The organism is Micromonospora sp. NPDC049900 (assembly GCF_044461025.1).
Classification (GTDB): domain Bacteria; phylum Actinomycetota; class Actinomycetes; order Mycobacteriales; family Micromonosporaceae; genus Micromonospora.
This window is the reverse complement of the sequence record NZ_JBITKM010000012.1, coordinates 60,886-73,207: the sequence shown is the minus strand read 5'-3', so window position 1 is coordinate 73,207 and position 12,322 is coordinate 60,886. Positions and strand designations below refer to the sequence as shown.

Below are 12,322 nucleotides of genomic sequence, written 5' to 3'. Positions count from 1 at the left end.
ATCAACTCGTGTGGCTGGGCCGCCGCAGGCGTCGCCCCCATTGCGATCGTTTCTTCAGAGAAGGAAGAAAGTCGCTGGAAACTCTTGACTATGCATCTGACGCATCCCTAGCGTTACCGCCCGAAGGCCTTCCGGTTGATCAACCTCTACGGTGGATCAGCCGCTATCCCCATCGTGCGTACCGTCCGGTCCGCGACGGCACGCGCACCACCACCGTCTAGCAACCACGACGCACGGAGGCCGTTTCCGGTCTCCAGCGGACAGCGGTCCGCGATCGAGGCCCGGCGCGAGTCAAGCGTCTGTCGACCTTCGGCCCGCCGGTAGCCCGCCCCAGACGCAGTACTCGTCCCCACAGGGAGAGGTATGCCCATGAGATGGCGCACCACAGCGACGATCGCCATGTGCGGTCTGCTGTCGCTGGGCCTGGCCAGTCCGGTTCAGGCCCATTCCGAGGGCTCATCGCCCGAGTCCACAGTGAAGAGCCCGTCCAAGAAGTCCGACAAGCCGGTCGACCTGGACATCATGTTCATCGGCGCGCACCCCGACGACGAGGCCAGCCAGCTCGGCATGCTCGGGTACTGGAACGAGTACCGGGGGATGAAGGCCGGCGTCATCACCACCACCCGCGGCGAGGGCGGCGGGAACGCCGTCGGCCTCGAGGAAGGCCCTGCACTCGGCATCCTGCGGGAGGCTGAGGAGCGGCGGGCGGTGGCCTGGTCCGGTATCGACCACATCTACAACCTGGACGCGCTCGACTTCTGGTACACCGCCAGCGCTCCCCTGACCGAGGAGGTCTGGGGCTACGAGGAGACGCTGTCCCGGATCGTGCGCGTCCTGCGCACCACCAAACCCGAGGTCATCCTCACGATGAACCCCTCGGCCACCCAGGGCAACCACGGCAACCACCAGAAGGCCGCCATGCTGGCCGTGGAGGCCTTCTACGCCGCCGCCGACCCGAAGGCATTCCCGGAACAGATCACCAAGGAAGGGCTCAAGCCCTGGCGGGTCTCCCGGATCTTCCAGACCGGCGGCAGCGGCTCCGGCAGCAGCGGCCCCGCCTGCGAGACCACCTTCACGCCGACCGAGGCCAGCGACGTCATCTTCGGCACCTGGCAGGGCTACGAGTCGGCGCGTCACGACGGCAAGCGGTGGAACACGGTCCAGACCTTCGCCCGCCGGGAGTACGTGTCGCAGGGCTGGGGCAACAGCTCCTTTCCGACGACCGACCCGGCCAGCATCGGCTGCAACCGGCTGAACCTGATCGACAGCCGCACCCCTTATCCAGACCCCAACGTGGGTGCTGGCATCGGGGCGCTGCAGGGCGCCACCCTGCGTGCGCCCGGTGGGCTGCCACTCGGCACCGAGGTCCACGTACGGCCGCAGAACTGGGAGGTCCTCGCCGGACAGCCCATCCGCGTGGACACGGTCCTGTACGCCGAGCGGGCCGTCCCGGGCGCCAAGGTCGCCCTGAAGGTTCCGGCCGGCTGGAAGGTGAGCGGCAACGGCGACGTCGGCACGCTCACCCCGCGCAAGCAGGTCGTGAAGAGCTTCACGGTCACCCCGCCCGCGCGGCTCGAGGTGGGTACGCGGTTCCGCATCGAGGCCACGATGACCAGCCGGAAGGACGGCAGCGGCACCAGCAGCGCACGGGTGCAGGCGACCGCTCCGGTCCGGGGCACCCTTGAGCCGCTGCCGGAGATCGCCGACTTCCGGGCGTGGACCCTGCGCAACAAGACCCAGCAGCTCGACGCGCTCATCGAGTCCCTGCTGAACATCCCCAGTGGTGCCACCCGCAGCGTCCGGGTCGACCTGACCAACCACAGCGACCAGGTCCAGTCCGGGACCGTCAAGCTACAGGTACCGGCCGGCTTCTCGGTGGCGGAGCAGCAACTGCCGTACACCGGGCTGCGGCCGGGCGCCCGCGGTTCGGTGACCTTCACGGTCACCAACACCGACACGTCGCTGCCGACCGCCAACCGGGCGCCGGACAACGGCGCGTACCGGGTGCGGATCGAGACCAGCTACAACGGTGGCAGCGCCACCGAGCCGGGGGCGTTCAACCTGGTGCCGGTCACCACGATCCCGCGGGCCTCCACCGCGCCGTCCGTCGACGGCACGGCCGCACCGGGCGAGTACACCGGTGAGGTCATCGACATCTCCACCCGCTGGGAGGGCACCGACGCACCGCCGCAGGACATCTCCGGCACCGCGCAGCTCACCTACACCGACGACGCCCTGTACGCCATCTTCACCATCACCGACGACGTACTCGGCACCGTGCTGCCTCCCGAGGACTGCAAGCGTCCGCGCCGCAACGACAACATCGAGTTCGGCATCGACCCGCGAGGCAACTCGGCGAACACCTCCACGGTGTTCAACGTGGCACTCTTCCCGGCGACCGACGACCCGGCCAACGGCAACCCGCCGTGCTTCGCCCGGGAGCGGGACAACCACCAGGGTGGCCCGGAAACCGCACCGGGTCTTGAGATCGCCTCTGTCGTCACCAACAACCCGTACACCGGCTACCGGATCGAGGCCAAGGTGCCGTTCGACGTGCTGCCGGACACCGTCGACCCGGCGCGGATGGGCCTGAACATCCTGGTCAACGACTCGGACACGCAGGACCTGACCGCGCAGACCCGGGTCGGCTGGTCGACCTGGAGCGGCGTGCGGGCCGACCCATGGCGCTGGGGCGTCGCGACCCTGCCGGGTCTGCCGGTGCTGCCGTCGGCGCCGAAGGCTCCGGTCATGCCCGACACCGCGGCGCTGAGCGTCGAATCACCGCAGACGATCCTGCAGTCCGTCTCGGACGGAGTGGCGCCGGGTGGTTACACGGCACTACCGGGCAACCCGGTCAAGATCAAGAAGGTCGTCCGAACCTCCTCGAAGGTCTCGGTGGACCTCCAGGTGAAGCAGCGCGGCACCGCCCGGGCCTTCATCTGGGACGGGGAGCGGGTCCTGGCACAGACCACGGCCACCCTGGGCAAGAGCCACACCCTGGTCCTGCCGCTGACCGGGCGCCTGCCGGCCGGCACGTCGCTGCTCGTCTCGTACGAGCACGGCGGCGCCACCACCGGCCTCGCTCACCGGCTGAGCTGACCGAACAGGTCAGCGCGTCGATCTGACGCGCGACCCCGATGGGCCGGGCCGCAGGGCCCGGCCCGTCGGCGTCCCAGCCCGGTCGCGCTTCGAACTGGAGATCGTTGAACTCGTCACGACGGCAACAGGCATGGCTATCCAGGCCGATGTCACGGCGACGGCGGACGGCCGGCGGTGGCGCATCGTCCATCGGGTCCTGCGGGGCCGGGCGAGTATCGGTCCGACCGACGCGCTGGTCGGGCGGCTGGGGCTTCGCCCTGCGAGAACGTCAGAAACGGCCCCAGTCGTCGGCGGCCGGGCGCCACACGTCGATGTTGCGCGGGTCTACGGCCATCCGCCTCGGCCGGTGGTTCTCCTGCTCCTCGGGGGTCAGGACCCGATGTCCGTCGCACAGTTCGAATCGTGGACCGTGCCGCTGATCGAACAGGTAGAACGCGATCGACGTCGACGCCGAGTGGTTGACCAGGTCCGAGGCGATGGGCACGTTGCGGTACTGGGCCCGGGCGCGGGCCCGCATCACGTGGTCGAAGTTCTTCATCATGAAGCACAGGTGGGCGACGTAGTACTCCTTGTTGCGCTGTAGGGCGAGGCTGTGGTGGTACCGGTCCTCGGAACGAAGGAAGACCGTCACGTCGCCGACGTGGTCGGATACCTGGAAGCCGAGCACCGCGGTGTAGAACTCCAGACACTCGTCGTACCGGTCGGTGGCGAGGAAGGGATGAACCAGGTCGCGTGGGCGCAGTTCCAGCAGCGGCGGCTCGGCGTACTCCAGGAACTCGGTGAAGAGTTCGACGACGAGCCCGTTAGGGTCGCGTACGGCAAAACCCCGACTGCACAACCCCTTCATCCGCTCGTCCAAGGGGAGGATCTCGTGGCCAGCCGCGCTGACCCGCGCGCTCAGGTCGTCGAGGATGGCGTCGGACTCGACGCTGAAGCCGACCGCGACGGTCTCTGCCGTGCTGCGGGTGGGATCGTGGATCAGCTCGATGCTGTGGTGTTCGATGTCGGCCCGCAGGTAGGCGTGATCCTCGGTGTGCTGCTCGAGTTGGAGCCCGACGTGGTACTGCAGGAACTCGATGGTCGCCGCCATGTCCGGGACGACGATTCGGGCGTACTCCATGCCGTACGGCGCTCGGCTGCGTACGCTGCCGGTCTGCTGGTCCATGGCGGGCCTCGTCTCTGTCGGTGTGCGTGACGGATCAGCGGTGCAGGCTGGCGATGGCCTGTCGCAGGATGACCGGCCGCCAGCGGGTGCGCACGAACTCTTCATGCGACGGACTGCCCAGGTAGTCCAGTAGATCCTGCTCGGTGTCGAAGTCGACGGCGAACCCGTGCGACATGGAGTCGTCGCGGCTGCTGACGTTGGGACCACTGACCCAGTTGCGCATCGCCGGGTAGCGGGTGGGGAAGGTCTCCAGTTCGGCCAGGACCGCGGTCACCGTCTCCGGCGGCACGTCGGGGCGGAAGCGGAACAGTACGGTATGGCGGATCATCACGACCTCAGAGGATGAAGCTCAGCCGGGCACCGGGGGCCATCGACTCCATCACCGGCACGGCACGCCGGATCCGGAACCGCAGACTGTCCTCGTCGACGACGAGGACGTGTTCGTAGCGGCCGGCGTAGGTGTACGTGCCACCGTCGCGGAAGCGGGTGACGAGGAAGTTGGCCGTCACCCACACGGTTTCGTCGCCGTGCTCGAGAATGACGACGTTCGAGACGATCCGGTGCGTCCGTGAGTGCGGGTTCTCGGCGTGTGCCATCCGGCTCTTGAGGCGTTTGACCCGGGCCCGCAGCAGCGCATGGTCGTCACAGACGAAGAAGCCGGACGAGGCGATCGCACCGCTTGCGTTGTCGGTGGTCGGGACCTCGTACTGGGCACCCTCCTCGAACAGTTGCAGCCACTCGTCCAATCGCCACTCGTCCAGCAGCAGCGCCTCGCCGTAGAGGAAGTCCTCGACCTCCGCCCGGCCTACCGTCCGGCCCTTCACCGTGGGCACTCCTTCCCTGCCTTGCGCTCTCACCAGGACCCTGTCTCCGGTGGGGACGGCTCGTCGACCAGTCCGGCCCAGTGCCGCCAGAAGCTGCGCATCGCGCCTTCGTCGATCGAGCGGCCCTGGTTTCCCAGCCGCTCGTTGTCCATTCCGCGAGACATGTCGCTCCAGTCGTGGCGGGGGTCGGCCGCGCCGGCGGTGGCCTCGATGCCGCGCTGCACCGCCTCGTACGCCTCGATGTCGTCGGGGGTGGCAAGGCCGCCCGGACCCACGAAACTGACCATCGTCCGGACTCTCAGTTCCCGAGTGACCTGCGGTTCGCCGACCTCGACGAGCTGCCACGCCCGTACGTCGGTCCGGCCGGCCTCGACGGGTTCGAGCTGGCGGATGGTGAGCGCCTCAAGATCGAACAGCAGCAGGTTCGGGAAGACGAACAGGATGCGGCTGGCGTCGGCGACCTCGGCCGCGCGCTCGGCGCCGAGCCGGTCGACCATCTCGCGCCGCTTGGCTGTCGTACGCTCCTTCTCCTGGGGGCCGAAGCGCGGCTCCCAGACCATTCCGATCCTACCGTTGTGGCCGGTGAGGACGAGCAGACCGTGGCCATCGCCGAGGTCGTAGGCGTACTGGTCGTCGTCGGTGACGGCGAAGCCCGTCTCGCGTAGGTACCCGACGAATGTGTTGTGCGTCGGCGCGAAGTGGTAGCCGTCCATGGCGTTCTCGACCGCCAGCTTCCAGTTTCCCTTCACTCCGTAGAGCTGCACGCCGGGCAGGGTCTCCAGTCCGTCGGCACCGATCTGGGCGGTGAGCGACATGTAGTGTGCGGCGCGGCCGAGGTGCGTCATCAGGTCCGGCACGTCCGGGTCGAAGGCGACGAAGACGAAGCCCTCGTGGCTCTGGACCCGGGGCACCGATCGTAGGCGCATCCGCTCCTTGAACGCCTCGACGTCGGCGTACGCGTCGTCGCCGGGTAGGGCGGCGAGTTCGCCGGAGTTGCTGAACGCCCAGGCGTGGTAGAAGCACTGGAAGAACTTGCTGTTGCCCTCCGGGTGCCGGCACAGGATGGTGCCGCGATGGGTGCAGGCGTTGAGGAACACCTGGATCTGCCCGGCGGAGTCCCGGCAGAAGATGAGCGGGCGTCCGCCGAGCGATCGCGTCTTGAAGTCACCGGGGCGGGACAGTTCCGACTCGTGCCCCAGGTAGAGCCAGGTGTGTGCCCAGATCCGCTCCCGCTCGCGCTGGAAGACCTCTGCGGAGCGGTACGCCGAGCGGTGCACCCGGAAGGTCAGCGCGGCCGGGTCCTCGTCGACCAGATGGCCGAGGGCGCCGGCGGCGGGCATCTGCGCGGGAAGAGTCATAGATCTCGCCGGGCCCTTCTGTTCCACAGATCTTGGTTCTCTATTCGAGATAGCGTCTCGCCATGTGATGCTGCTACGGTGCGCTCGCGGGTGTCAAGAGCTACCCCACCATCCATCGCCCCAGTTACGCGTGGTTAACAGCCGCGTGACACCGTCCCGCCTGCCCGTCCGGCAACGAGGCCGGCTGGGCTTGTTTCCAGTGACTGCGGACCACTCACGTGGCCAACCCCCGAATCGCAACCGGAGGCACAATGCTGCAGCCCAAGCAGGGGCGCATCGATGGCGCGCACTACCTGCAGACCACCCCGGAGACCTGTCTGTGGGGCTACCTACCGAACCGGACGCACTCCCCGGTGCTTGAGGTCGCCTCCGGCGATACGGTGACCATCGATACGCTCAGTCACGAAGGCATCCTGGAGGACCAGGGTCGTGACCCGCTCGCCTTCCTCGCCGGGTACGGGGTCGACGGGAGCCAGGTCCTCGACGACTCCCGGGACCTCGCCGCGTCCGGCGTGGCTCACGACTACGACAGGGACGGCCCGCACGTGGTGACCGGCCCGATCCGGGTCGCCGGCGCGGAGCCGGGCGACGTACTCCGGGTCGAGGTGCTCAGCTTGCTGACCCGGGCGCCGTACGGGTTCGTCAGCAGCCGGCACGGCTACGGCGCGCTACCCGGCGAGTTCCCGCAGACCCCGCCGGACAGCGGCGTCCGCCCCGACGGCTCCCGCGACTACCACAGCGTCTTCACCTTCACTCGGGTGACCGAGCGGGCCGGCCGGCTCCACGGCGCCATACCGTTCGACAACGGCGAGCGGGCCGCCTACTTTCCGCTGGCCCCGTTCCTCGGTCTGATGGGTGTCGCGGTCGACACCGACGAGCCGGTGCACTCCGTGCCACCGGGTGGTTTCGGCGGCAACCTCGACATCAACGAACTCCAGGTGGGGTCCGCGCTGTACCTGCCGGTGCAGTTGCCCGGGGCCGGCTTCTACGCCGGTGACCCGCACTACGCCCAGGGGGACGGGGAAGTCGCCCTGACCGCTCTGGAGGCACCCCTGCGCGCCACCCTGCGGCTGACCGTGGTGCCCCGGGCTCAGACCGGCGGCGTACTCGGCACGCTCGGCGGGCCGTTCGCCGAGACGGCCACCCACTGGCTGCCGATCGGGCTGCACGAGGACCTGAACGAGGCGGCCCGCCGGGCGGTACGCGCGGCGGTGGAGTTCCTGGCGCAGACCCAGGGCATGGACCGGGCCGCCGCCATGGCCTATCTCAGCGCCGCGGCCGACTTCGAGATCAGCCAGGTAGTCGATGCGGTCAAGGGAGTGCATTGCATGATCCGCAAGGCGGACTTCGCGGCCCAGGTGTGACGACGGCGGGCGGACCCGAGGGTCCGCCCGCCGCCTCGGCCAGCCTCGCTACGCCTGGTACGGCACCCGTTCCAGCGGAAACATCGACTCGGCGGTGGCCACCACGAACCAGGGGAAACCCAGCCGGCCCACCGCGTCGACCCGGGTCGGATCGATCCGCCCCGGTGAGGTCTGCAACGCGTCGTCGACATCGACGCAGACCACCTCGACGAGCACGATGCGGAACACCGCCGTCCCGTCGGCCCGTTGACCACGTTCGATCACCTCGGTGACCCGGCACTCCATCTGCGCCGGGCTCTCCACCAGCGACGGCGGAGCTACCACGTGCGACGGGCGGCACCGCCATCCCGTCGCGTCGAGTTCTCCGGAGCCCGGCGGATACTCACGGGCGACGGTCTCGATGTGCGGGGCGAGCGCCCGGGTGGTCAGGTTGACCACCAACTCACCGGTGGCCTCGATGTTGAGCCAGGTGTGCTTGGGTAGACCGTCGGCCGCGCGGGCGCCACCGATCGTGATGGCGAGCAACGGCGGTTCTCCGGTAAGTGGCATGAAGTAGCTGAACGGTGCCACGTTCACGGCGCCCGACCGGTCGACGGTGGTCACCATGGCGATCGGCCGCGGCACGACCAGTTGGGAGAGCAGGCCCTGCCGGCGTTCCGGGCTCAGTCCGGCCAGATCGATGATGCTCATCGGCTCGTACCCACCGTCGACGGGGCCGGGGTGGAACTGTCTGTCGCGGGTGGCGCTCCAGCGACGGCCGGCTCGTCCTCCTGGCTGGCTCTGGGGCGCATGACGAGACCGAACACCTCACCACGCAGTTCCGTGAAGCGTGCCTCCATCTTGGTCCCGACCTGGTCACGGGGTCCCGGCAGAACAACCGGGATGTCGGCGATGATCCGGCCGGGGTTGGCTGCCATCACCACTACCCGATCCCCCAGATAGACAGCCTCGTCGATGTCGTGGGTCACGAACACCACCGTCATCCGGTACTCGTCGCGGACCCGCAACACCAGGTCCTCCAGGTCAGCCCGGGTTTGCGCGTCGACCGCCGCGAACGGCTCGTCCATGAGCATCACCTCCGGCTCGACCACGAGGGCCCGCGCGATAGCCACGCGTTGCTGCATGCCGCCGGACATCTGCCAGGGATAGAGCGCGGCGCTGCCGGCCAGTCCCACCGCCGCGAGCGCGTGCTCGACCCGCTTGGACAGTTCCGCCTTGGGCAGCTTGTAGGCGGCGGCCCCGAGGGTCAGGTTCTTGCGAACCGTCAGCCACGGAAACAGCGAGCGGCTGTAGTCCTGGAAGACCACCGACAATCCCCGTGGTGGGCCGGTGACCCGGTTACCGTCGAGCAGCACCTGTCCGCTGGTCGGCGGGAGCAACCCGGTCGCCATCATCAGCAGCGTGGACTTGCCACAGCCCGACGGCCCGACCACCGTCACGAACTCACGTCCGCCGACCGTGAGCGAGGTTTCGGTCAAGGCCTGGCGGGCGGCGGTGCCGCTGCCGTAGGTCTTGGTCACCGACTCCAGTCGTAGTTCCATCTGACCTCCCGATGACGGGTTAGAGTTCGCCGAGCCCGGCACGGCGCTCCCAGCGCAGCAGGCGCGCCTCGACGAAGACGAACAGGCGGTTGAGGATGATGCCGATGACACCCACCACGAGGAACCAGGCCCACATGTCCACATAGGAGAATGTGCGCTCGGTGTAGACGATCTGGTAGCCGACCCCGCTCGTGGTGGCGTACAGCTCGGAGACGACCATCAGGATCAGTGCGGTGCCGAGGCTCACCCGGATGCCGGCCAGAATCTGCGGGCTGGCTGCGGGCAGCAACACTCGGCGGTACAGGTCGATGCGGCGCAGCCGCAGGCTACGTGCGCTGCGCAACCACGCCTCGTCGACGTTGCGGATGCCGTCGCAGGTGTTGATGGTGATGATCCAGATGGTGCCGATGAAGATCAGGAAGATGTTCATCGAGTCGGTCACGCCGAAGATCTGTACCGCGATCGGCAGCAGTGCGACCTTGGGCAGCGACATGAAGAACCGCACGATCGGGCCGTACATCCGGTTGGCCAGCCGGACCCGACCCAGCAGGACGCCGAACGCGACGCCCAGCACGATCGCCGCACCCCAGCCGCGCAGGAACCGGGACAGGCTTGCGGACGCGTTGCTCCAGAGGAGGTCCGAAAGCAGCAGTTGGCCGGGCTCGGCGACCAGGAACAACTCGACCGACCGGCTCAGCACGGCCGACAGCGGGGGAAAGAACAGCGTCGGATCGGCTCGGGCGACAACCTCCCAGAGCAGCAGCAGGAGCAGCAACAGCCACAGATCGGCGATCCGGCGGGCCGCCCGGCCCACCCACCGCCACCGCCTCCCCGGATCCCCCGGTGGCGGCGCGGAGGCCGGGGCGGGCCGCCCCGGCAGGGGCAGGCCGGTGGGGGTCTGCTGCGGTACGGTCAGGCTACTCAACGGGGATCCACCTCACGATCCGGCGCTCGGCCCTGATCAGGGCCGCATGCAGCAGCGCACCGATCGCGGCGACGAGCAGCACGCCGGCGTACACGATGTCGGCACGGTGTGCCTGCTGGTACTGGACGATGACCACTCCCACACCGGTGCTCGCGCCCAGGAACTCGGCGCTGACGATCACCACGAGGGCGATGCCGGACGCCACCCGGATGCCGGTGAGGATGGAGGGCAGCGCGCTCGGCACGGTCACGTAGACCTGCCGGCGCGCCCACCCCCAGCGCAACGACCGGGCCGCGTCGATCCGTTTCGGATCGGTGCTGGCCAGGCCGTAGACGGTGTTGATCAGTAGTGGCCAGAGGATCGCGTAGAACGCCACCGCCAGCTTCATCTGCTGGCCGAGCCCGAAGATCAGGATGGCGATGGGGATCATCGCGGTCGACGGCACCGACCGCGCGGCGTCGACGCAGACCATCGCCGCCCGGGACAGCGCCGGCGTCGCGCTGATCAGGACCCCGATCGGTACGGCGACCGCGGTGGTGAGGGTGAGGACGAGCAACCACGTCCAGAGCGTGTCGCCCAGCCCGCTCAGGTAGTCACCGTCGCCGAGCACGTCGGCGATCGCGGCCACCACCAGTTCGGGCCGGGGCAGCGCAGTCGGATTGATCAGCTCGGGATAGCTCGCCACCGCCCAGAGCAACACCAGGCTGCCGACCCCGAGCACCGCCGGCCAGATCGACCGGATCCGGTAGACCATCGTCGACACCATTCACTTCCCTCCCACGCGACCTGCTCGCCGCATCGGTCAGCCGGCGCTCGGCGAGGTGGCCGGTGTGGCAGCGGTGGCCGTCCGCCGGGAGAACTCCGGGACGATGGTCGTCACGTCGATGCCCTTGTCCAGCAGGCCGCCCTCGTGCGACACCCGGGCGATGGTCGCCATGGCGTCCATGTTGACCAGGCCCTCGTACTCCTGCTCCGGGATGCTGGCCAGGGTCCCGGCCGGGGTCTTGCAGTACTTCTCCATGATCTGGAACTTCTCGGTGTCGTTGGCGGGATCGTTGCCGGCCACCGCGGCCTGTTCCATCGCCGCGACGAAGGACCGTACGGTCTGCTCGTTCTTACCGATGAAATCGCTGGTGGCCAGGTAGACCGCGGTCGGGGTGGGGCCGGTGCCGTCGAAGATCGGGTTGCCGATCGAGCGGCCCTTGCCACTGCCGACGATCTGCGCGACCTGGGTCGCGGAGACCTGCGCCGCGTCGACCTGTCCCCCCTCGACGGCTGCCACCAGTTCGGGGAAGGGCAGCGCGACGAACTCGGCGGTGACCTTCGCGCCCGCGTGCCGTTCGATCCACTTGGTGGTGAGGAACTGGCCGGAGCCGCCCAACTCGTTCACCGCGACCCGCTTGCCCTGCAGGTCAGCGGGGCCGTTGATGCCCGAGTCGTTGGCGACGATGACGCCGTGGGTGTCGGCGGTGGTCAGGCCGCTGCCGGAGACGACCTGCACCGGTACGCCCTTGGCTATGGCGGTGAGGGTGGTGACGGGATTGACGAAGGCGATGTCCGCGGAGCCCGACTGGACGGCGGCGAGACCGGCCGAGCCGCCGTTGGTCTTGATGAGTTCGACCGCCAACCCGTGCTCGGCGAACAGTCCGGTGTCCAGCGCGTACTGGGCGATCTCGTTACACAGCGACAGTGTGGTGAGCCGCAGCGGGACCGGCCCGTCGCCCGTCGCGGCGTCCGGCTCGGACGATCCGCAGGCGGTGACGGCAAGCAGCGCAGCCGCGACACCACCAGCGAGCAGAATGCGATTCTTTATCACTGAATTCTCCTCTTTATAGGCATTTGCCGAAACGCGGACGTCCGGCGGCGGGATTCGCCCCGCCGTCACCGGAACCGCGTGGGATGGTGCTCAGTGGTGGTGGTGTCTGATTGCACGGCCGACATGGCCGGCAGGCGGATCCGGAATGTTGACCACGGCCGCCTCTCTCGTAATGCGATACAACGTAGCGACATGCGGAACGCTGGGTCAACGCTCGCACTGGGGAGCAG

Annotated in this window: 11 protein-coding genes; 2 read left to right on the top strand and 9 right to left on the bottom strand. The window is 68.6% G+C overall.

Features of this window, described 5'->3' with window-relative positions; genetic code table 11:
• The first annotated feature begins 369 nt into the window (after positions 1-369).
• Positions 370-3,099 carry a sugar-binding protein gene (locus ACIBMZ_RS23195; protein WP_396697055.1) on the top strand — a complete coding sequence of 910 codons (2,730 nt, stop codon included), beginning with the start codon at positions 370-372 and terminating at the stop codon, positions 3,097-3,099.
• Between the two features lie 268 nt (positions 3,100-3,367).
• On the opposite strand, the gene ACIBMZ_RS23190 is transcribed toward ACIBMZ_RS23195, so the two are convergent.
• The 4 genes from ACIBMZ_RS23190 to ACIBMZ_RS23175 are packed head-to-tail and all read right to left on the bottom strand — an operon-like array spanning position 3,368 to position 6,446.
• Positions 3,368-4,264, bottom strand: a complete 897-nt coding sequence (locus ACIBMZ_RS23190) for a VOC family protein (RefSeq protein WP_396697053.1) — start codon at positions 4,262-4,264, stop codon at positions 3,368-3,370.
• 34 nt (positions 4,265-4,298) lie between these two features.
• Positions 4,299-4,592 (bottom strand): Dabb family protein, encoded by a 294-nt coding sequence (locus ACIBMZ_RS23185; protein WP_396697228.1) that lies wholly within the window; start codon positions 4,590-4,592, stop codon positions 4,299-4,301.
• A 7-nt stretch (positions 4,593-4,599) separates the two neighbouring features.
• Positions 4,600-5,088 carry an aromatic-ring-hydroxylating dioxygenase subunit beta gene (locus ACIBMZ_RS23180; RefSeq protein WP_396697051.1) on the bottom strand — a complete coding sequence of 163 codons (489 nt, stop codon included), beginning with the start codon at positions 5,086-5,088 and terminating at the stop codon, positions 4,600-4,602.
• Positions 5,089-5,117: 29 nt separating this feature from the next.
• Positions 5,118-6,446 carry an aromatic ring-hydroxylating dioxygenase subunit alpha gene (locus ACIBMZ_RS23175; protein ID WP_396697049.1) on the bottom strand — a complete coding sequence of 443 codons (1,329 nt, stop codon included), beginning with the start codon at positions 6,444-6,446 and terminating at the stop codon, positions 5,118-5,120.
• A gap of 251 nt (positions 6,447-6,697) precedes the next feature.
• On the opposite strand from ACIBMZ_RS23175, the gene ACIBMZ_RS23170 reads away from it, so the two are divergent.
• Positions 6,698-7,810, top strand: a complete 1,113-nt coding sequence (locus ACIBMZ_RS23170) for an acetamidase/formamidase family protein (RefSeq protein WP_396697047.1) — start codon at positions 6,698-6,700, stop codon at positions 7,808-7,810.
• Positions 7,811-7,858: 48 nt separating this feature from the next.
• Here ACIBMZ_RS23170 and ACIBMZ_RS23165 read toward each other — a convergent pair whose 3' ends face one another.
• From ACIBMZ_RS23165 to ACIBMZ_RS23145, 5 genes are read right to left on the bottom strand one after another with little or no spacing between them, the layout of a single operon-like run.
• Positions 7,859-8,500 carry a flavin reductase family protein gene (locus ACIBMZ_RS23165; RefSeq protein WP_396697045.1) on the bottom strand — a complete coding sequence of 214 codons (642 nt, stop codon included), beginning with the start codon at positions 8,498-8,500 and terminating at the stop codon, positions 7,859-7,861.
• The gene (locus ACIBMZ_RS23160; protein ID WP_396697043.1) at positions 8,497-9,351 is read right to left on the bottom strand and encodes an ABC transporter ATP-binding protein; all 855 of its coding nucleotides are present in this window, start codon (positions 9,349-9,351) and stop codon (positions 8,497-8,499) included. Before ACIBMZ_RS23160 ends, ACIBMZ_RS23165 begins: the two co-directional genes overlap by 4 nt.
• A 19-nt stretch (positions 9,352-9,370) precedes the next feature.
• The gene (locus tag ACIBMZ_RS23155) at positions 9,371-10,276 is read right to left on the bottom strand and encodes an ABC transporter permease (RefSeq protein WP_396697041.1); all 906 of its coding nucleotides are present in this window, start codon (positions 10,274-10,276) and stop codon (positions 9,371-9,373) included.
• Positions 10,269-11,030 (bottom strand): ABC transporter permease, encoded by a 762-nt coding sequence (locus tag ACIBMZ_RS23150; RefSeq protein ID WP_396697039.1) that lies wholly within the window; start codon positions 11,028-11,030, stop codon positions 10,269-10,271. The genes ACIBMZ_RS23155 and ACIBMZ_RS23150 overlap by 8 nt, the downstream gene beginning before the upstream one ends.
• 48 nt (positions 11,031-11,078) lie before the next feature.
• A complete protein-coding gene (locus ACIBMZ_RS23145) occupies positions 11,079-12,092 on the bottom strand; it encodes an ABC transporter substrate-binding protein (protein WP_396697037.1) in 1,014 nt (337 codons plus the stop codon).
• Positions 12,093-12,322: the final 230 nt, after the last annotated feature.

What these genes read in the sequence shown, in the direction of transcription:
- ACIBMZ_RS23195 (WP_396697055.1), top strand. Translation starts at nt 370, where the DNA reads ATGAGATGGCGCACCACAGCGACGATCGCCATGTGCGGTCTGCTGTCG.
- ACIBMZ_RS23190 (WP_396697053.1), bottom strand. Translation starts at nt 4,264, where the DNA reads ATGGACCAGCAGACCGGCAGCGTACGCAGCCGAGCGCCGTACGGCATG.
- ACIBMZ_RS23185 (WP_396697228.1), bottom strand. Translation starts at nt 4,592, where the DNA reads ATGATCCGCCATACCGTACTGTTCCGCTTCCGCCCCGACGTGCCGCCG.
- ACIBMZ_RS23175 (WP_396697049.1), bottom strand. Translation starts at nt 6,446, where the DNA reads ATGACTCTTCCCGCGCAGATGCCCGCCGCCGGCGCCCTCGGCCATCTG.
- ACIBMZ_RS23170 (WP_396697047.1), top strand. Translation starts at nt 6,698, where the DNA reads ATGCTGCAGCCCAAGCAGGGGCGCATCGATGGCGCGCACTACCTGCAG.
- ACIBMZ_RS23165 (WP_396697045.1), bottom strand. Translation starts at nt 8,500, where the DNA reads ATGAGCATCATCGATCTGGCCGGACTGAGCCCGGAACGCCGGCAGGGC.
- ACIBMZ_RS23160 (WP_396697043.1), bottom strand. Translation starts at nt 9,351, where the DNA reads ATGGAACTACGACTGGAGTCGGTGACCAAGACCTACGGCAGCGGCACC.
- ACIBMZ_RS23150 (WP_396697039.1), bottom strand. Translation starts at nt 11,030, where the DNA reads ATGGTCTACCGGATCCGGTCGATCTGGCCGGCGGTGCTCGGGGTCGGC.